The 18882-nt window shown below is 67.2% G+C and carries 20 protein-coding genes; 15 read left to right on the plus strand and 5 right to left on the minus strand.

What is annotated here, in order from left to right; all coding sequences use genetic code 11:
• The first annotated feature begins 13 nt into the window (after window positions 1-13).
• The 10 genes from ftsH (at window position 14) to panC (ending at window position 9048) form a co-directional block, all read left to right on the plus strand.
• Window positions 14-2080, plus strand: coding sequence for an ATP-dependent zinc metalloprotease FtsH (ftsH, locus tag ACZY0Y_RS08720; protein ID WP_463882947.1), 2067 nt, complete (start codon window positions 14-16; stop codon window positions 2078-2080).
• Between the two features lie 9 nt (window positions 2081-2089).
• The gene (folE, locus tag ACZY0Y_RS08725) at window positions 2090-2728 is read left to right on the plus strand and encodes a GTP cyclohydrolase I FolE (RefSeq protein ID WP_463882948.1); all 639 of its coding nucleotides are present in this window, start codon (window positions 2090-2092) and stop codon (window positions 2726-2728) included.
• Window positions 2729-2739: 11 nt separating this feature from the next.
• The gene (gene folP, locus ACZY0Y_RS08730; RefSeq protein ID WP_463957479.1) at window positions 2740-3714 is read left to right on the plus strand and encodes a dihydropteroate synthase; all 975 of its coding nucleotides are present in this window, start codon (window positions 2740-2742) and stop codon (window positions 3712-3714) included.
• On the plus strand, window positions 3696-4064 hold the full coding sequence (gene folB / locus ACZY0Y_RS08735; RefSeq protein WP_463882952.1) for a dihydroneopterin aldolase: 369 nt from the start codon (window positions 3696-3698) through the stop codon (window positions 4062-4064). Before folP ends, folB begins: the two co-directional genes overlap by 19 nt.
• Window positions 4061-4588: a 2-amino-4-hydroxy-6-hydroxymethyldihydropteridine diphosphokinase gene (folK, locus tag ACZY0Y_RS08740; RefSeq protein ID WP_463957481.1), complete on the plus strand. Its 528-nt coding sequence runs from the start codon at window positions 4061-4063 to the stop codon at window positions 4586-4588. The genes folB and folK overlap by 4 nt, the downstream gene beginning before the upstream one ends.
• Window positions 4588-5109, plus strand: a complete 522-nt coding sequence (locus tag ACZY0Y_RS08745) for a DUF3180 domain-containing protein (RefSeq protein WP_463957531.1) — start codon at window positions 4588-4590, stop codon at window positions 5107-5109. Before folK ends, ACZY0Y_RS08745 begins: the two co-directional genes overlap by 1 nt.
• Window positions 5090-5602 carry a PH domain-containing protein gene (locus ACZY0Y_RS08750; protein WP_463957482.1) on the plus strand — a complete coding sequence of 171 codons (513 nt, stop codon included), beginning with the start codon at window positions 5090-5092 and terminating at the stop codon, window positions 5600-5602. The genes ACZY0Y_RS08745 and ACZY0Y_RS08750 overlap by 20 nt, the downstream gene beginning before the upstream one ends.
• Before the next feature lie 96 nt (window positions 5603-5698).
• Entirely contained in the window at window positions 5699-7249 is a 1551-nt protein-coding gene (locus ACZY0Y_RS08755) for a PH domain-containing protein (protein ID WP_463957532.1), read from the plus strand.
• Window positions 7242-8147 (plus strand): Rossmann-like and DUF2520 domain-containing protein, encoded by a 906-nt coding sequence (locus ACZY0Y_RS08760; RefSeq protein ID WP_463957484.1) that lies wholly within the window; start codon window positions 7242-7244, stop codon window positions 8145-8147. Before ACZY0Y_RS08755 ends, ACZY0Y_RS08760 begins: the two co-directional genes overlap by 8 nt.
• A 1-nt stretch (window position 8148) precedes the next feature.
• The gene (gene panC, locus ACZY0Y_RS08765) at window positions 8149-9048 is read left to right on the plus strand and encodes a pantoate--beta-alanine ligase (protein ID WP_463882959.1); all 900 of its coding nucleotides are present in this window, start codon (window positions 8149-8151) and stop codon (window positions 9046-9048) included.
• Between the two features lie 39 nt (window positions 9049-9087).
• On the opposite strand, the gene ACZY0Y_RS08770 is transcribed toward panC, so the two are convergent.
• Window positions 9088-9543 (minus strand): SRPBCC family protein, encoded by a 456-nt coding sequence (locus ACZY0Y_RS08770; RefSeq protein ID WP_463957486.1) that lies wholly within the window; start codon window positions 9541-9543, stop codon window positions 9088-9090.
• Window positions 9544-9748: 205 nt separating this feature from the next.
• Here ACZY0Y_RS08770 and ACZY0Y_RS08775 point away from each other — a divergent pair, with 205 nt between their 5' ends.
• Window positions 9749-11215: a DHA2 family efflux MFS transporter permease subunit gene (locus ACZY0Y_RS08775; protein ID WP_463957488.1), complete on the plus strand. Its 1467-nt coding sequence runs from the start codon at window positions 9749-9751 to the stop codon at window positions 11213-11215.
• On the opposite strand, the gene ACZY0Y_RS08780 is transcribed toward ACZY0Y_RS08775, so the two are convergent.
• From ACZY0Y_RS08780 to ACZY0Y_RS08795, 4 genes are all read right to left on the minus strand, one after another.
• A complete protein-coding gene (locus ACZY0Y_RS08780; protein WP_160668432.1) occupies window positions 11212-12045 on the minus strand; it encodes an alpha/beta fold hydrolase in 834 nt (277 codons plus the stop codon). The two genes, ACZY0Y_RS08775 and ACZY0Y_RS08780, sit on opposite strands and share 4 nt — an antisense overlap.
• 63 nt (window positions 12046-12108) lie before the next feature.
• Window positions 12109-12735, minus strand: a complete 627-nt coding sequence (locus ACZY0Y_RS08785) for a thymidine kinase (protein ID WP_463882965.1) — start codon at window positions 12733-12735, stop codon at window positions 12109-12111.
• Window positions 12736-12908: 173 nt separating this feature from the next.
• Window positions 12909-13106, minus strand: coding sequence for an alpha/beta fold hydrolase (locus tag ACZY0Y_RS08790; RefSeq protein ID WP_463957490.1), 198 nt, complete (start codon window positions 13104-13106; stop codon window positions 12909-12911).
• A 304-nt stretch (window positions 13107-13410) separates the two neighbouring features.
• The gene (locus ACZY0Y_RS08795) at window positions 13411-13692 is read right to left on the minus strand and encodes an alpha/beta fold hydrolase (protein WP_463957492.1); all 282 of its coding nucleotides are present in this window, start codon (window positions 13690-13692) and stop codon (window positions 13411-13413) included.
• 76 nt (window positions 13693-13768) lie between these two features.
• On the opposite strand from ACZY0Y_RS08795, the gene lysS reads away from it, so the two are divergent.
• From lysS to ACZY0Y_RS08815, 4 genes are all read left to right on the plus strand, one after another.
• Window positions 13769-15301 carry a lysine--tRNA ligase gene (gene lysS / locus ACZY0Y_RS08800; RefSeq protein ID WP_463882970.1) on the plus strand — a complete coding sequence of 511 codons (1533 nt, stop codon included), beginning with the start codon at window positions 13769-13771 and terminating at the stop codon, window positions 15299-15301.
• Between the two features lie 2 nt (window positions 15302-15303).
• Complete coding sequence (locus tag ACZY0Y_RS08805; protein ID WP_160668425.1) at window positions 15304-15492, plus strand: hypothetical protein; 189 nt, start codon at window positions 15304-15306, stop codon at window positions 15490-15492.
• Window positions 15493-15629: 137 nt separating this feature from the next.
• The gene (locus ACZY0Y_RS08810; RefSeq protein ID WP_024365541.1) at window positions 15630-15956 is read left to right on the plus strand and encodes a histone-like nucleoid-structuring protein Lsr2; all 327 of its coding nucleotides are present in this window, start codon (window positions 15630-15632) and stop codon (window positions 15954-15956) included.
• 410 nt (window positions 15957-16366) lie between these two features.
• Entirely contained in the window at window positions 16367-18859 is a 2493-nt protein-coding gene (locus tag ACZY0Y_RS08815; RefSeq protein WP_024365543.1) for an ATP-dependent Clp protease ATP-binding subunit, read from the plus strand.
• The last annotated feature ends 23 nt before the right edge of the window (window positions 18860-18882 follow it).

Consider the following 18882-nt stretch of genomic DNA (forward strand, 5'->3'; position numbering starts at 1 on the left):
CTGCCCCGAACAGATGAAAGCTAAGAGTTTCTTCAAGGGCCCGGGCATCTGGATTGTCGTTGTTGTTGGCATGCTCCTGCTGGCCTTTGCGACCCTGTCTCCGGGCGGTTCGTCCCGGATCGACACTGACAAGGGTCTTGCGCTGCTGACCGACGGCGGCAAGGTTGAACAGGCCAAGATCTTCGACGCCGAAAACCGCGTGGACCTGGTCCTGAAGGAAAACCTGCAGGTGGACGGCCAGGACAAGGGCAAGAACATCCAGTTCTACTACGTCAATGCCCGTGCCGCTGACGTGGTCAAAGCCGTCACGGACTCCCGCCCGCCGAGCGGCTACACCGACCAGCCGGTCGAGAACAACTGGTTCGCCGGTCTGTTCTCCCTCCTGATCCCGGTCATCCTTCTCGGCGTCCTCTTCTGGTTCCTCCTCTCCCGCATGCAGGGCGGCGGCTCCAAGGTCATGCAGTTCGGCAAATCCAAGGCCAAACTGGTCAATAAAGACATGCCGCAGGTCACCTTCGGCGACGTCGCCGGCGCCGACGAAGCCGTCGAGGAACTCGAAGAAATCAAGGAATTCCTCCAGGAACCGGCGAAGTTCCAGGCCGTGGGCGCCAAAATCCCCAAGGGTGTGCTGCTCTACGGCCCTCCCGGCACCGGTAAGACCCTGCTGGCCCGGGCCGTCGCCGGCGAGGCAGGCGTTCCCTTCTTCTCGATCTCCGGTTCCGACTTCGTTGAAATGTTCGTCGGCGTGGGCGCGTCCCGCGTCCGCGACCTTTTCGAGCAGGCCAAGGCCAACGCGCCGGCCATCATCTTCGTGGACGAGATCGACGCCGTCGGACGACACCGCGGTGCCGGCATCGGCGGCGGCAATGACGAACGCGAGCAGACCCTCAACCAGCTGCTGGTCGAAATGGACGGCTTCGACGTCAAGACCAACGTCATCCTGATCGCCGCCACGAACCGGCCCGACGTCCTCGACCCGGCCCTGTTGCGGCCGGGCCGCTTCGACCGCCAGATCTCCGTCGAGGCACCCGACCTGATCGGCCGCGACCAGATCCTGAAGGTCCACGCCAAGGGCAAGCCGATGGCTCCCGGCGTCGACCTGCGGGCCGTGGCCAAGAAGACCCCCGGCTACACCGGTGCGGACCTGGCCAACGTCCTCAACGAGGCCGCCCTGCTGACAGCCCGCTCGAACGCCAACCTGATCGATGACCGCGCCCTCGACGAGGCCATTGACCGCGTGATGGCCGGCCCGCAGAAACGCAGCCGCGTCATGAAGGAACACGAACGCAAAGTCACCGCGTACCACGAAGGCGGACACGCCCTGGTGGCGGCGGCGCTGCGGAATTCGGCTCCGGTCACCAAGATCACCATCCTGCCCCGCGGCCGCGCCCTCGGCTACACCATGGTGGTTCCGGAGAACGACAAGTACTCCGTCACCCGCAACGAGCTGCTCGACCAGATGGCGTACGCCATGGGCGGCCGCGTCGCGGAAGAACTCGTGTTCCACGACCCGTCCACCGGCGCGTCCAACGACATCGAAAAAGCCACCGGGATCGCCCGCAAGATGGTCACCGAGTTCGGCATGAGCGAGCGCGTTGGCGCCGTGCGGCTCGGCCAGGGCGGCGGCGAGCCCTTCCTGGGCCGCGACGCCGGCCACGAGCGCAACTACTCCGACCAGATCGCCTACATCGTCGACGAGGAAGTGCGCCGCCTCATCGAGGGCGCCCACGACGAGGCCTACGCCATTCTGACCGAGAACCGCGACGTCCTGGATGAGCTTGCCCTCGAACTGCTGGAACGCGAAACGTTGAACCAGGCCGAAATCGCCCAGGTCTTCACCCACATCCGCAAACGCGATTTCCGCGAGATCTGGCTGTCCAAGGAGACCCGCCCGATCCAGGACGTCGGCCCCGTCGAGTCCCGCCGCGAGAAGGCCGAACGCGAAGCGCAGGAAGAAGCCAAGGAAGCCCGCCTCGAGGAACCGCTGGACACCTTTCCGCCGCACGCCCAGGGAGTCTCCGGACAGGAGCCGTTCCAAGGCGGTGTAACGGATCTCGGGCCTGACGGCCATCCCGGCTAGGCTTCTTCCGTGACTTCTTTCTTCAATGACGACGACGACACTCCCGCCACCGTTTCTTCCGCGGCGGGAGGGCCCGGCCCCGCCCCCGTGGACCAGGCGCGGATCAGGGCGGCTGTCCGGGAGATCCTGATCGCCATCGGCGAGGACCCGGACCGCAGCGGCCTCCTGGACACCCCGAAGCGGGTCGCCAAGGCCTACACCGAGATGTTCGCCGGGCTCCACCACGACCCGGCGGAAATCCTGGCCACCACCTTCGACCTGGACCACGAGGAACTCGTCCTGGTCAAGGACATTCCCTTCTACTCCACCTGCGAGCACCACCTCGTACCGTTCCACGGCGTCGCCCACGTGGGCTACATTCCCTCCCACGACGGAAAAGTCACCGGGCTGAGCAAACTGGCCCGGCTGGTGGACCTGTTTGCCCGCCGCCCCCAGGTCCAGGAACGCCTGACCACCCAGATCGTCGAAGCCCTCGTCACCCATCTCAAGCCGCGCGGCGCAATCGTCGTCGTCGAATGCGAACACCTCTGCATGTCCATGCGCGGCATCCGCAAGCCCGGCGCCAGGACCGTCACCAGCGCGGTACGCGGGCAACTCCATGACCCGGCCACCCGTGCCGAAGCCATGAGCCTCATCATCGGAAGGTAAGAACACAGACTATGGACTCCCTAGCCGCAGCCCCCGGAACCGGACCCGCGACTTCGCCCCTGCCCGTGCTCCGCAAGGCCCGTCCGGCAGCGAAATTCAAGGATCTCCCCACGGACCGGACGCTTGTGATGGGGATCCTGAACGTCACCCCGGACTCCTTCAGCGACGGCGGCCAGCACGCCACCGCGGACACCGCCATCGCCGCCGGCCTGCGGATGTTCTACGGCGGCGCCGACATCATCGACGTCGGCGGCGAATCCACCCGCCCGGGAGCGACCGAAGTGGAGCCTGACGAGGAACAGCGGCGGGTGCTGCCCGTGATCGCTGCCCTGGTCAAGGCCGGCGCCCTGGTCAGCATCGACACGACCCACGCCGCCACCGCAGCGGCGGCGCTGGAGGCCGGTGCCGTGATCATCAACGACGTCTCCGGCCTCAGCATGGAGCCGGAGATGGCCGAGCTCGTGGCCCGCAGCAAGGCCCCGTACGTCCTCACCCACCGCCGCGGCAACGCCTGCACCATGGACACGCTGACCGAATACGGGAACGTGGCCGTAGACGTCGCCGCTGAACTCGCAGGCGTCCGCGACAAGCTCTACGCCGCCGGTGTCACCCCGGAGCAGATCATCGTGGACCCGGGCCTGGGCTTTTCCAAGACCGACGCGCAGAACTGGGAGCTGCTGAAGCACCTGGACGTGCTGCAGGCAATGGGGCACAAGGTCCTCGTCGCCGCGTCCCGCAAACGGTTCCTCGGCAGCCTCCTGACGGTCGCCGGCAAGGCAGCCCCGCCGGTCGAGCGCGACGCCGCCACCGCAGCTGTGACCGCCATCAGTGCCCACCGGGGCGCCTGGGCCGTCCGGGTGCACGACGTCGGGCCCAGCCTCGACGCCGTCAAGGTCGCCGCCCGCATGACTGCGGCGCAGAGACCAGCTGTACCCGCCGTCGGCGACAACGGAACCGGCAGGGCACCATGGACCAGATCACGCTGAGCGGCGTCACCGCCGTCGGCCATCACGGAGTGTTTGATTTCGAGCGGCGCAACGGCCAGCCGTTCGTGGTTGACGCCGTCCTGCACCTGGACTTCAGCCGCGCCGCCGCCTCCGACGACGTGCTGGACACCGCGCATTACGGTGAGGTGGCCGAATGCATCCGGAGCTGGATCACGGGGGAGCCGCTGAACCTGATCGAGGCACTGGCCGTGCGGATCGCCGACGACGTGCTGCGGAAGTTCCCCGTCTCCGCGGTGGACATCACCGTGCACAAACCCAAGGCCCCGATCGAAGTCGAGTTTGGCGACGTCTCCGTGAGCGTCCGGCGGACCCGGCAGGAACAGCCATGAGCTACACCCGCGCCGTGCTTGCGCTCGGCAGCAACCTGGGCGCGCGCAGCGACACCCTCTCGTCGGCCGTGGCGGCCATCGTCGACCCGCCCGACGTCCGTCTCCTGGCCATCTCCCCGATCGTCCAGACCAAGGCGGTCGGCGGACCGGCCGGCCAGCCGGACTTCCTCAACATGGTGATCGCCGTGGACACGACATTGACACCCCATGAACTGTTGCAGCACTGCCACGCTGTGGAACAAACGCACCTCCGGGTCCGCGACGTCCACTGGGGCCCGCGCACCCTCGACGTCGACATCATCACCTACGGGGACCTGGTCAGTTCCGACCCGGAACTCACCCTTCCCCACCCGCGCGCCGCCCAGCGGGCATTTGTCCTCTACCCGTGGTCGCTGATTGACCCGGCGGCGGAGCTGGACGGCGAACGCGTCGGCGAGCTGGCCGCGAAAGCCGCCGACTTTGCCGACCTCGTGCCGTTCGACGGCTTCGAGAACCTCCATGGCGTGGCCGGAGCAGTGGAATGATGAAGCTGACCAGCCCCCTGGTGCTCTTTATCATCGGCCTGGCCGTAGGGGTCCTTGGCTGGCTCGCCGCCCTGCTGACCACCCGCTACAGCCTGAACACCCCGGTCCTGCCGCTCAACGGGCTCATCACGATGGGCGTAATCGTTGTGCTCACCCTCGTGCTGGGCGTGCGGGTGCTGCGCTGGCGGAACGGCAACAAAAAGAAGATGCTCAACCCCATCCTGGCCGCCTGGACGCTCGTCCTCGCCCAGGCCTGCGCCTACACCGGCAGCGTCCTGCTCGGCTGGCACGCCGGGATCTTCATCGACCAGCTGCGGCTCTGGAACCTGCGCAGCGACCAGACCCTCGCCTGGCAGGCCGTGGCCATGGCCGGCGGCGGCCTGGCCATGATCGTGGTTGGCCTGGTCGTGGAACGCTTTTGCCGGATACCCCCCGAGGATTCAGAGGGCGAATCGGCCCTTGGCCTCCAGGAGAAGCGCAAGCCGAAATCGGAAGGCGAATATGCATACCGAGGCGATTGACCCCCCGGGCATCACCTGGCTGCGCGTCTCACCGAAATACGTCACGGTGCGCCTCGCCAGCTGGGCGCTGGCAAACCTCCTCATCGTCGCGCTCCTGTGCTTTCCCCTGCTCCTCGTCGTCACCGGCTGGTGGCAGTCCTTCCCGCTCTGGCTGGCCCTCGCACTCCCGGCCGTGATGCTGGTCCTGGCACTGTGGCGGCTCCTGCTCATTCCCCGCCAGGTGCGGGCCATCGGCTACGCCGAGCGTGAAGATGACCTGCTCATCCGCCGCGGCATCTTCTTCCAGCGCACCCTCGTTGTCCCCTACGGCCGCATGCAATACGTGGACATCGGCGCCGGGCCGGTGGAACGCGCACTGGGGCTCTGCACGCTGAAACTGCACACCGCCTCTGCCGGCACCAACGCGGAGATCCCGGGCCTGCCCGCCGGGGAGGGCGCCCGGCTCCGCGAGCAGCTCTCCGCGCGCGGTGAAGCCCGGCTGGCCGGACTGTGATGGGGCCGCTGTGAGGGCCGTGCCGTGGACCGGGCCGTGAGCCGTGCCGTGAAGCCCGGCCCCGCCCCGGAGGCGTCCGCCGACGCCGATCCGGGAATGCCCGACGGCGCGTGGCTGCGCGTGCACCCTGCCTCGCCGTTCGTGCGCGGCTGGGTGGCGCTGGCCGCCATCGGATTCTTTTTCTTCCGGGACACCTTCGAACGGATGCTCCGGGGCGGCCCCCTCGTCGATGAGCAGCTCGCCGGTCGGGCCCCGTGGCTGTTGCTCGGCGGCGGCGCGGTGCTGCTGCTCACCGTGCTCGGCTACATCCTCAGCTGGTACTTCACGCGGTACCAGGTGGCGGAAGGCTATGTCCGGCTCAACACCGGATTCCTCTTCAAGCAGCAGCGCCAGGCCCGGCTGGACAGGGTCCAGGCGATCGACATCGTGCAGCCGCTGCTCGCCCGGATCTTCGGGCTGGCCGAGCTCAAGTTCGAAGTGGCCGACGCCGGCGAGTCCGCGGTGCGGCTCTCCTATCTCCGCATGGACGAAGCGCGGCAGCTGCGGGCCACCATCCTGGCCCGGGCCTCCGGTGCTGTGCCGGACCCCGCGGACCCCGGGGCCGCCGCCGCGGAGGCGCCCGAACACGCCGTGCTCACCGTCCCGCCGGGGCGCCTGATCGGATCCCTGATCCTGAGCGAACAAAGCGTGGTCGTCGTCGCCGGCGGTGTGGCGTCTGTCGTACTGTCCGCCAGCACCGAGAACCGCAGCTTCTACCTCTTCCTGATCCCTGCCGCGCTGGGCATGGTGGCCGCGTACTGGAACTCCATCAACAGGGGCTACAACTTCACCGCAGCCATTTCCCCGGACGGCATCCGGCTGCGCTACGGACTGCTGGACACCCAGGCGCAGACCCTGCCGCCCGGCCGGATCCAGGCGCTGCGGGTCAGCCAGCCGCCGCTCTGGCGTTTCTTTGGCTGGTACCGGATCCAGGTCAACGTGGCAGGCTACGGCGCCGCGGGAGACAACGGCGAGGGCTCAGCCCGGACGACGCTGCTGCCGGTAGGGACCTTCGCCGAGGTGTTGACCATGCTCTCCCTGGTCCTGCCTGACCCGGGTACCGCGGACCCCGTGCGGGTCTTCACCGCCGGCGTCAACGGCGTGGCCGGCCCCGGCGGTCCGGCTGTGGGCCAGGCAGGTCCGGCGGGTCCTGCGGTTCCTGTGCGGGACGACGGCGGCTTCGTCACCACCCCGCGGCGGGCCCGGCTGCTGGCACCCCTGGGCTGGCGTCGGAACGGGTTCACCGCCACAGACACGGCCCTGCTGATCCGCTCGGGCCGCTGGTGGCGGCACCTCGTGGTGGTCCCGCACCAGCGCACCCAGTCGATGGCGCTGGAGCAGGGCCCCCTGGCCCGTCGCTTCCGGGTAGTTGACCTGGTGCTGCACACCACGGCCGGACCGGTGTCACCCCGGCTGGTCCAGGCCGGCCTGGACGAGGGGCGTGGACTCCTGGACGCCCAGGCGGCCCGCGCCCGGGCCGCGCGCAAACGCCAGACCAGCGAGCACTGGCTGGACCAGGTCCGGCCGCTCGTGGTTGGGCCCTCCCACACCGAAGAACCGTCCCACACCGAAGATCCCAACAGGCAGGAAGACCGGCAGCATGGCTAAACCAGGACGACTCGGCATCGGAATCATCGGCGCCGGCAAGGTCGGCGCCGTCCTGGGGGCGGCGCTGCGCGGCGCGGAGCATACGATCATCGGGGTCTCCGCGGTCTCGGATGCCAGCCGCGAACGTGCGGAAGCCCTGCTTCCCGGTGTACCGGTGCTGGACGTGCAGGACATCGTCGAGCGCGCCGAACTAGTGCTCCTGGCCGTCCCGGACGACGCGCTCGGCCCGCTCGTGGAAGGCCTGGCGAAGCTCGGCGCCTGGCAGCCCGGCCAGCTCGTGGCACACACCTCCGGCCGTTTCGGCGTCGGGATCCTGCATCCTGTCCGCGCCGTGGGCGCCATCCCGCTGGCGCTGCACCCGGCCATGACCTTCACCGGGATGAGCCTGGACCTGACCCGGCTGCTGGACTGCACTTTCGGGGTCACGGCCGACGCCGCCATGCTGCCCATTGCGCAGGCCCTGGTGGTGGAGATGGGGGCGGAGCCCGTTGCCATCGCCGAGGCCGACCGCACGCTCTACCACGCGGCCCTCGCCCACGGCTCAAACCACCTCGTCACCCTCGTGGCGCAGGCCTCGGAGCTGCTCCGGGAGATCGGCGTCGAGGCCCCCGAACGTATGCTGGGACCGCTGCTGCGCGCCACCCTGGAGAACGCGCTCGCCTCGGGCGAATCTGCCCTGACCGGGCCGGTGGCCCGCGGCGATGTGGGCACCGTGGCAGCGCACGCCGAGTCGCTGCGGGAGCACGACGGCGGCTCTGGCGGCGATATTCTGGAGGCGTACCTGGCCATGGCCCGGGCGACCGCCCGACGGGCAGGACGCCGGGGACTGCTGAAGCCGGAGCAACTCGACGGCGTCACCCAGGCGCTCGACGGACCGAACCCTACGGAAGGCCCATAACTTGGCGATCCAACTCGTGACCACGGCTGCCCGGCTCCGGGCCGAAAGCGCCCGCCTGCTCCAGGAAAAGGGCGGGTCCTCGCAGGGCCTGTTGCCCACCATGGGCGCCCTGCATGAGGGCCACGCCGAGCTGGCGCGCACCGCCGTCGCACAAAACGACGTGGTGGTGGTGAGTATCTTCGTCAACCCGCTCCAATTCGGCGAGGCCGTGGACCTGGAACGGTACCCCCGGAGCCTGGACGCGGATCTCGCGCTCCTCGACGCCGTGGGGGTGGACCTGGTCTTCGCTCCGGAGGTGGAGGAGGTGTATCCCGGCGGGGAACCCCTGGTGCGGATCAGCGCGGGACCGATGGCCGGGAAGTGGGAGGGCGCCTCCCGCCCCGGGCACTTCGACGGTGCGCTGACCGTGGTGGCCAAGCTGCTGCACTACGGAATGCCCGGGGCGGCCGGTGGCGCGGAGCTACCGATGTACCGGGCGTATTTCGGCCAGAAGGATGCCCAGCAGTTGGCCCTGGTCCAGCGCATGGTGGCGGATCTGAACTTCCCGGTGGAGATCGTCCCGGTGCCGATCGTGCGCTCCGCGGACGGGCTGGCGCTGTCCAGCCGCAACCGCTTCCTCTCCGCCGAGGAGCGCGAGGCGGCCCTGGTGCTCTCGCGGGCGCTGCGCCTGATCGAGGAACGGGCCAACGCCCACCAGCCGCTGGACCTGGAGTCCGCGCAGGCGCTCGTGGAGTCCCAGCCGCTCGTGGAACTGGACTATTTCGACGTGGTGGATCCCCGCACCCTCGAACCGCTGGCTGAAAACTGCCGGGACACCCCGTTCCGCGGCGAGGGCCTGGCAATCATCGCGGCCAAAGTCGGCCCGGTCCGGCTGATCGACAACTTCCCGCTGGACTCCTGACCCGCTGGCGCCCTGAACCCCTGGGATCCGAGTCGCCTCCTAGTCGGCTCCGCTCTCGGCCATGAGCTTCAGATTCTCAAGGGTGTGCTCCCGGGCCCTCTCCTGGAGCCGTTCCACGAGCACGCGGTCGGCGAATTTCCCGACCGCGGCCCCGGGAACGTTGTATTCGATCTCCACGGACACCTTGGTGCCGTGGCTTTCCGGTTCATAGTCCCAGGTCTGCCAGCCCTTCAGCGGGCCTTCAAATTCGATGCGCACGTGCTTGCCCCCTGAGCCGGTCGGAGTGTTCTCGACCACCCGCGTGGTGACCGGGAACGGCACGCCGGCCATCAGGTAGCTGTGCTTGACGACGGTCCCGGCACTGCCGTCGCCGTCCACGTCCTTTGCCTCACTGAGGTTCACCCACCAGGAGGCCCAATGGTTGGGGTCCGTGGCGATCTCCGTGACGCGGTCCACGGGCGCGTCGATCTGGATGCTTTGTTTGATGTGGCCCATCGAAAACTCCTCTGATCCTGGGTGGGAGGCAGCATTCAGCCTGCGACGGCGGTGCTCCCTGCCCTCTAAGGCAACCCCGTTGCGGGGTCCGGGAGCAGGACTTCTTCTCCAGAGCCGGGAATTACCGTGGCGCATTCCCGGTTGGCACCTTCAGTAGCGGCCGAGGCCGCAAGACCCCACTTCAAAACTCCCCGAGGGAACCCCTATGCGTTCAGACGTCTCTTCAAAGCCCCCCGGCGATCCCGCGCAGACCCAGGTTGCCGGCGGGGCCGCTGCCCCGCCGGCGACGATGTCCCGGGAATCGGTCACCATCATCGCGACCCTGCTGGTGGCCACCTTTGTGGTGATCCTGAACGAGACCATCATGAACGTCGCGTTGCAGCGGCTGATGGTGGACCTCGGGGTCACAGCCCCCACCGTGCAGTGGCTGTCCACCGGCTTTATGCTCACCATGGCCATGGTGATCCCCACAACCGGCTTCATTCTGCAGCGACTGTCCACACGCGCCGTCTTTATGCTGGCCATGGGACTGTTCTCCGGGGGCACGCTGCTCGCGGCGCTGGCACCCGGATTCGAAGTCCTCCTGCTCGCCCGGATCATCCAGGCCGGCGGTACGGCCATCATGCTTCCGCTGCTGATGACCACCATCCTCACCCTGGTCCCCGTGTCGCGCCGCGGTTTCGTGATGGGCAACGTGAGCATCGCCATCTCGGTGGCGCCGGCCATGGGCCCCACAGTGTCCGGACTGATCCTCGAGCATTTCTCCTGGCGCTTTATGTTCGTCTTTGTCCTGCCGATCGCGCTGGCCGCTTTCGCCATCGGCGCCAGGTTCCTGACCAACATTGGCGAGCAAGAGAAGACCAGGCTTGACGTCCCGTCCGTGCTGCTGACCGTTCCCGCCTTCGGCGGCCTGGTTTACGGCCTGAGCCAGGTCGGCGGCGGCCAGGGCGGCCCGGGCTCGCCCGCCGTCATTGCGCTGGTCGTGGGCATCATTGCCATGGCGGCGTTTGTTCTCCGGCAGGTGCGGCTGCAGAAGTCCGAGGCGCCCCTGCTGGACCTGCGGGCATTTAGCTTCCGGATGTTCACGGTGTCAGTGCTGCTGCTGGTGGTTGCCATGATCGCGCTGTTCGGCGCCGTGATTCTGCTGCCGTTGTACCTGCAGGAAATCCGCGGGCTCACGTCGTTGGAAACGGGGCTGTCGCTGCTGCCCGGGGGCCTCGCAATGGGCCTGCTGGGACCTTTCATTGGGCGGCTCTTCGACAAGGTTGGCCCGCTGCCGCTGACTGTCACCGGCTCAACCCTGCTGGTGGTGGCCCTGTTCCAGTTCTCCCTGCTCGACGCGGGCACTCCGGTCGGCTGGATCATCGCGCTGCACGTGGGCCTCAGCCTGGGGCTCGCCCTGATCTTCACGCCCGCGTTCACCACCGGGCTGAACCCGCTGCCGCCGCACCTGTATTCGCACGGCTCGGCCATCATGAGCACCCTGCAGCAAGTGGCGGGGGCGGCCGGAACGGCGCTGCTCGTCTCGATCTACGCTGTTGTGTCCGCCGGTGCGGGAATCGTCGCGGGAATGCATGCGGCGTTCCTCACCGCATCGGTCATCGCCGTCGCCGCCGTCGTGCTGGCCGCCATGATGCGCAAGACCGCCGCGGCCGAACACCCCGCCGGTTAGCTGGCGAAGAACTCACTGAGTTCGGAGATGAGCTTGTCCGGCGCCTTGTTGACGCCGTCGTGCCCCATGCCGGGCAGGATCGTGTAGCTGGACCCGGAGAGCACCTCGTGGATCTGGGCGCAGGCCACACCGAAGTACGCCGGGCTCTTCTCGCCAACAACGATCAGCGTTTCCAGCGGCAGTTCCAGGAACGGCTCGGCCGGCATGTCGGCGGCGATGATGGCCTTGATCTCCCGGACGCCGGTCTTCATCAGTTCGCGCATCTGCTTGCCGATCGGGGTGCCGGCGGCCAGCTTGTTCGCCAGGGTCAGCATGGACAGCGGCATCCTCGACAAGGCGCTGCCGGTCTCGAGGCCTTTGAGCAGGACGGCGAGGGCGCGGTCGTCGTCGCCTGCCGCCGTCGCCTTCTCGTATTCGGTGGTCCAGTCCGCGGTGACGCTGTGGTTCACGGAGACGGCCGGGTCGTACACGGCGAGCCGTTCCACCGGCAGGGTGCGTGCCGCGTGCAGTGCCACCGCCCCGCCGAAGCTGTGCCCAAAAACGTCCGTGCTGGACGTGTGCTTCATCACCGCATCGAGGTCGTGGATGTCGACGTCGAGGGTGTAGTCCTCGGGCTGCGGCGAGGAGGAACCGCGTCCGCGCCGGTTGAACGTGTGCACCGGGCGGCCCAGGGAGGCGCTGAGCTTCTGGGCGAAACGGGTGTAGTCGGCGGCGGTCACCATTGAGGCCGGAACGACGACGACGCCGGAGCCCGCCGACGCAAGCTCGGCACCCGTGCTGAAAAGCTCGATCGTTCCACCGTCGGGGGTCCTGATGTTCTCGCGGGTCATGCTCCGAGCCTAGCCGAGGCTGCAGCTACGGCGTAGTAGGGGTTCCCCGGCGGCCCGTGAGGGCTAGTTTCCCAGCCTGCCGCCGGAGACCTCGAGGTAGCAGGAACCGCAGAGCGATTCGTACCAGACGTCCTGGCCGTCGATCGCAACCTGGTCGCCGTCGAACACCACCTGGTTGCCGACCCGGCGGGTGTTGAAGATCGCCTTGCGGCCGCAGCGGCAGATCGTCTTGAGTTCCTCAAGGGTGTGCGCGATCTCCAGCAGCCGGAGCGAACCGGGAAACGCCCGCGTGCGGAAGTCCGTGCGGATGCCGTAGGCCAGCACAGGGACGTTGTCCAGGACGGCGACGCGGAAGAGGTCGTCCACCTGGGCCGGTTCGAGGAACTGGGCCTCGTCCACCAGCAGGCAGGCCACCGGCTGGGTGTCCACATGCTTCAGCAGGGCATCTGGGTCGTCCCCGTGGGCCTGGGCGGTGAACAAGGTGCGGGCGGAAGCCCCGGCAGGGATGAGGAAGTCCACCGAGCGGGTCATACCCAGGCGGGAAACGACGTCGGAGTCGCCCTTGGTGTCCACATCCGGCTTCGCCAGCAGGACCCGCTGGCCGCGCTCCTCGTAGTTGAACGCCGCCTGCAGCAGACCCGTCGACTTGCCGGAGTTCATGGCGCCGTAGCGGAAGTAGAGCTTGGCCAAGGGGGTCCTTTCGAAAGGGTCGCCCACCGATTGTAAGGGTGCGGCCCCTAGTGGCCCAGCTTGAGCCGGCGCCTGCGCGCCGGGAGGGGCCGCAGGCTCCCTTCGCCGGCAAGGAGGAACCGCGCAACCGTCAGGGGCAGCCGGATTCCGGGACGGAGCGGGCTTTCGTGGAGTTAACCTGGCAGGACAGCAAATTCGATGGAAGGGACGGCGGCAGCGAGTTGCCGTCCCGTTTCGGCGAAGTACGCCGGGCTCCAGCTGCCGGCGAGCATCAGCGCCGGGGTGGTCACGGCCGCGAAGTCGGCCAGTTCGAGGTCCGCGTCCAGCACCGCCCGCATCTCCGCGACGGCGGTGGGCAGGAGTTTGCGCATTTCGGCGCGCCCATGGTGGTCCGTGCGGAGATGATGCTGAGCATCCGCAGCGCGCCCAGCGGGAGCTTGGATACGGGCCCGTCCACCTCAATCCCCTGGACCAGGTGGGCCCAGGCATCGTCGAGTTCCCCGGCGGCCACCGAACGCTCCGGCTCGGGCCGCCAGCGGTGGGTGAGGTTCCCGGAGAGGGACACGGCCGCGTCATAGGTCACCATCCTGCGGATCGGCACCGTCCGTGCCGCCTGCAGGGCCACGAATCCGCCGTAGCTGTGCGCCACCACGTCGCTCGATCCCGTTTTCCGCATCACCGCAGCCAGATCATCGACCTCCGTGGCCGCCGAGTAACCGGCCGGTTGCGGGAGGACCCGGCGCGCCCGCGCCGGTTGTAGCAGTGCACCGGGCGACCCAACAGGCGGCTGATCTTCCGCGCTAACGGGCGGTACAGTGCGTCGGTAAGCATGGTGCCGTGGACGACGACGATACCCGTGCCGGACGGCGAACCCGGGGCCGGGCCTGTAGCCGGGCGGAAGGAGTGCAGCTCGAGGTGCCCCTCGCCGTCGTCGGTGCTGATGGTCCGCGTCTCCACAGCCCTGAGTCTATTCCTCGGTGACCTTCGCCGGGCGGGACCCGCCCCCGTCGAATCCCCGGTAAACTTGGGGATTGTGACTTCCCAAAACCCCCCCGCCCCGATTACCGCCGCCGAGCACCACGACGCCAGCGAACAGACGCGCATCCGCATGGAGAAGCGCGCCAGGCTGATTGAGCGGGGCATCGAGGCGTATCCGGTGGGTGTTGAGCGCACGCACTCGCTGGCCGAAATCCGCGAAAAGTACGCCCACCTCGAGGCCGACGAAACCACTGGCGACGTCGTTGGTGTGACCGGCCGCATCGTCTTCATCCGCAACACCGGCAAGCTCTGCTTCGCCACGCTTCAGGAGGGCGGCGGCGATGGCAAGGCCGTCCGGCTGCAGGTCATGCTGAGCCTGGCCAACATCGGCGAGGACGCGCTCGCGGACTGGAAAGCCCTCGTGGACCTTGGCGACCACGTCTTTATCAAGGGCGAGGTCATCTCCTCGCGGCGCGGCGAACTCTCCGTCATGGCCGAGTCCTGGTCCATGGCGTCCAAGGCGCTGCGCCCGCTGCCCGTGCTGCATGCGGAGCTCAACGAGGAGACCCGCGTCCGGCAGCGCTACGTGGACCTTATTGTCCGCGACGAAGCCCGTGAAATGGTCTACACCCGGGCCGCGATCACCCGTTCCATCCGCGAGACCCTGCACCGCCAGGGCTATGTCGAGGTGGAAACCCCCATGCTCCAACTGGTTCACGGCGGCGCCACCGCCCGCCCGTTCGAGACCCACATGAACGCCTTCGACCAGAAGATGACCCTGCGGATCGCCACTGAGCTCTACCTCAAGCGCACCGTCGTCGGCGGGATCGACCGTGTCTACGACATGGGCCGCGTCTTCCGCAATGAGGGCGTGGACTCCACCCACAGCCCGGAATTCACCACATTGGAGTCCTACGAGGCCTGGGCCGACCAGTTCGTCATGGCGGACCGGATCAAGGAAATCATCCTCGACGCCGCCGACGCCGCCGGTGTGGGCCGCGTCCTGCAGACCGAGGCCGGCGAGATCAACCTCGACGGCGACTGGGCCTGGATGGCTGTCTACCCGGGACTCTCCGAAACCGTGGGCCAGGAAATCACCCCGGAGACCCCGGCGTCGGAACTGCTGGCGCTCGCCGCGAAGCACGAGGTCAAGGTCGACGCCAACTGGGATGCCGAGAAGCTCGTAGTGGAGCTCTTCGGTGAACTCGTCGAGCCGACCCTGCTGAACCCCACCTTTGTCTACGACTACCCGCCCTCCGCCCAGCCGCTGGCACGCCAGCACCGCGAGGACGACCGGCTGATTGAAGCGTGGGACCTCATTATCGGCGGTATGGAGCGCGGCACGGCGTTTTCCGAGCTCATTGACCCGGTGATCCAGCGCGAACGGCTCACCGAGCAGTCCCGCCGCTCCGCAGCCGGCGACGTCGAGGCCATGCAGCTGGACGAGGACTTCCTCCGCGCGCTGGAGTACGGCGCCCCGCCGATGGGCGGCATCGGCCTGGGCATCGACCGGCTGGTCATGCTCTTCACGGGTGCCGGCATCCGCGAGACCATTCTGTTCCCGTTGCTGAAGCCCGAAGGACACTGACCATGGAGTACATCGCCGTATTGCTGCCCTCCGTGGTGGTCGGCCTGATTTTCTGGTTCGCCATGAAATCGATTTTCAATGCCGATAAATCCGAGCGCCAGGCAGAGGCGCGTGCCCACGCGGAAGCCGAAGAAAATGCCGGCGGAACCGATACGCTCCGCCGCGACGGCCATTCCAACGGCCCGAACTAATAGCGGGCTATTCCGCCTTGGGTTTTCCTTTGGAAACTCTTTTTCGCTTTGACTCGTTGCCATAAAGCAGAGGATACTTTTAAGGAGTTACATCCTGCTTTTCCTTAATACTCATCCTTTTTGAAAGCGAGTCTTTAATGGCACAGAAAGTAAAAATCATCCTTGTCGATGATCTGGATGGGGGATCCGCGGACGAAACCGTCCGGTTTGGCCTGGACGGCGTCAGCTACGAAATCGACCTGTCCTCGGAAAATGCTTCCGAACTACGCTCCGCGGTTGAGCGGTTTGTAAGCCACGCACGCAAGACGTCGAGTGGCCGCGCAACGCGCACCAAGATTTCATCGGGACGGAACCAGGACTCCGCCCAGATCCGGCAGTGGGCCCGCGATAACGGCTATGCGGTAAACAGCCGCGGCCGCATCCAGGCTGAAATTCAGGAAGCCTACCAAAAGGCGAATTCCTAGCCGCGAGGCCGCCAGCGTGCGTCGCCGGGGCAGTTCCACGGTGCAATACCAATGATTTGGCCCCCGCTTTTGCCGGGGGCTTTGTCATGTCTGCCGTCGGGCGAGACCAGTGCCGGCGCGTTCCAGCCCAGTTGTCGGCCGAAGAAGCGGCCCGGGGCCCGGGACACGCCGCTGATAGTCCGTTCCGGGGGCAACAACTGGGCAGGAGCGCCGCCGCGCCCGGCACGGATCAACCGCGCCCCCGGCCCGAACCCGGCCCGGCTGGCCTTCGGCGCAAGGGCCGACCGGCCCGAGTTTGCTCCCGCATGTGACGCGGCTGCGGCGTCCCGGTTTCCCCTGTGGCGAACAAGCCCCAAATCTTGAACCCGGACACGTAGCATCGAAGTATTCGTAGCTAGGAGTGTGGCGAAATGTTTGAGCGATTTACGGACCGTGCCCGTCGCGTCGTTGTGCTTGCCCAAGAAGAGGCACGCATGCTGAACCACAATTACATCGGTACAGAACACATCCTCTTGGGTCTGATCCATGAAGGTGAAGGTGTTGCGGCCAAAGCCCTTGAGTCCTTGAGCATTTCGCTCGACGGCGTCCGCGAGCAGGTACAGGAGATCATCGGCCAGGGCCAGCAGGCCCCGTCCGGACACATCCCCTTCACCCCGCGCGCCAAGAAGGTCCTGGAGCTCTCGCTCCGCGAGGCGCTGCAGCTGGGACACAACTACATCGGCACGGAGCACATCCTGCTCGGCCTCATCCGCGAGGGTGAAGGTGTAGCCGCCCAAGTGCTGGTCAAGCTCGGTGCGGACCTCAACCGCGTCCGCCAGCAGGTCATCCAGCTGCTCTCGGGTTACCAGGGCAAGGAAACCACCGGTGCTGGTGTTGGCCCGGGCCAGGCCGAAGGCACTCCTGCCGGTTCCGTCGTCCTGGACCAGTTCGGCCGCAACCTGACCCAGGCGGCCCGCGAGAACAAGCTGGACCCCGTCATCGGGCGCGAATCCGAAATGGAACGCGTCATGCAGGTCCTTTCCCGCCGCACCAAGAACAACCCCGTGCTGATCGGTGAGCCCGGCGTCGGCAAGACCGCCGTCGTCGAAGGCCTTGCCCAGGCGATTGTTCGCGGAGACGTCCCGGAGACCATCAAGGACAAGCAGCTGTACACGCTGGACCTCGGGTCCCTCGTGGCAGGATCCCGCTACCGCGGTGACTTCGAAGAGCGCCTCAAGAAGGTCCTCAAGGAAATCCGCACCCGCGGCGACATCATCCTGTTCATCGATGAGATCCACACCCTCGTGGGTGCCGGTGCAGCCGAAGGCGCCATCGACGCGGCCTCGATCCTGAAGCCCATGCTGGCCCGCGGCGAGCTCCAGACCATCGGTGCCACCACGCTGGACGAGTACCGCAAGCACATCGAAAAGGATGCCGCGCTGGAGCGCCGTTTCCAGCCGATCCAGGTCAAGGAACCCTCCGTCGCTCACGCGATCGAGATCCTCAAGGGCCTCCGCGACCGGTACGAGGCGCACCACCGCGTCACCATCACCGACGGCGCCCTCGCCTCGGCGGCCAGCCTCTCCGAGCGTTACATCTCAGACCGCTTCCTGCCGGACAAGGCGATCGACCTGATCGACGAGGCCGGCGCCCGGCTGCGCATCCGCCGGATGACCGCCCCGCCCGAGCTCAAGGTGATGGACGAGAAAATCGCGGCCATGAAACTGGAGAAGGAATCCGCGATTGACGCGCAGGACTTCGAGGGTGCCGCCTCGCTGCGCGACAAGGAGCAGAAGCTCATTGCCGAGCGTGCCGAGAAGGAACGCCAGTGGAAGACCGGCGGCATGGACGACATCTCCGAGGTGGATGAGGATCTCATCGCCGAAGTGCTGGCGAACTCCACCGGCATCCCGGTCTTCAAGCTGACCGAGGAAGAGTCCTCGCGACTGCTGAAGATGGAAGACGAGCTGCACAAGCGCGTTGTCGGCCAGGACGAGGCCATCAAGTCCCTGTCCCAGGCGATCCGCCGCACCCGTGCAGGCCTGAAGGACCCGAAGCGTCCGGGCGGTTCGTTCATCTTCGCCGGCCCCACCGGCGTCGGCAAGACCGAGCTCGCCAAGGCCCTGGCCGAATTCCTCTTCGGTGAGGAAGACGCCCTGATCACACTGGACATGTCCGAGTACTCGGAGAAGCACACCGTGTCGCGTCTCTTCGGTGCCCCTCCGGGCTACGTGGGCTACGAGGAAGGCGGACAGCTGACCGAGAAGGTCCGGCGTCGTCCGTTCTCCGTGGTGCTGTTCGACGAAGTGGAGAAGGCGCACGCCGACCTCTTCAACTCGCTGCTGCAGATTCTGGAAGACGGCCGCCTGACCGACTCCCAGGGCCGCGTGGTGGACTTCAAGAACACCGTGATCATCATGACCACCAACCTCGGCACCCGGGACATCTCCAAGAGCGTTGCCACCGGCTTCCAGTCGGGCACGGACACGCAGACCGGCTACAACCGGATGCGGGCCCGCGTGACGGAGGAGCTCAAGCAGCATTTCCGCCCCGAGTTCCTGAACCGTGTTGACGACGTTGTGGTCTTCCCGCAGCTGACCCAGGACGAGATCATCGAGATCGTCGACATGTTCGTTGGCCGGCTGGAGAAGCGCCTCAAGGACAAGGACATGGGCATCGAGCTCACGCCCGCGGCCAAGATCCTGCTGGCAACCCGCGGCTACGACCCCGCCATGGGTGCCCGGCCGCTGCGCCGGACCATCCAGCGCGAGATCGAGGACCAGCTCTCCGAGAAGATCCTCTTCGGCGAAATCCACGCCGGCGACATCGTTGTAGTGGATGTGGACGGCGAAGGCGACGACGCCAAGTTCACCTTCGCGGGCAACACCAAGCCGCGCATCCCGGAGATCGCTCCGAGCGTCTAGGCATCGGCTCAACGGCCCCGTCT

The organism is Pseudarthrobacter kochi (assembly GCF_055412805.1).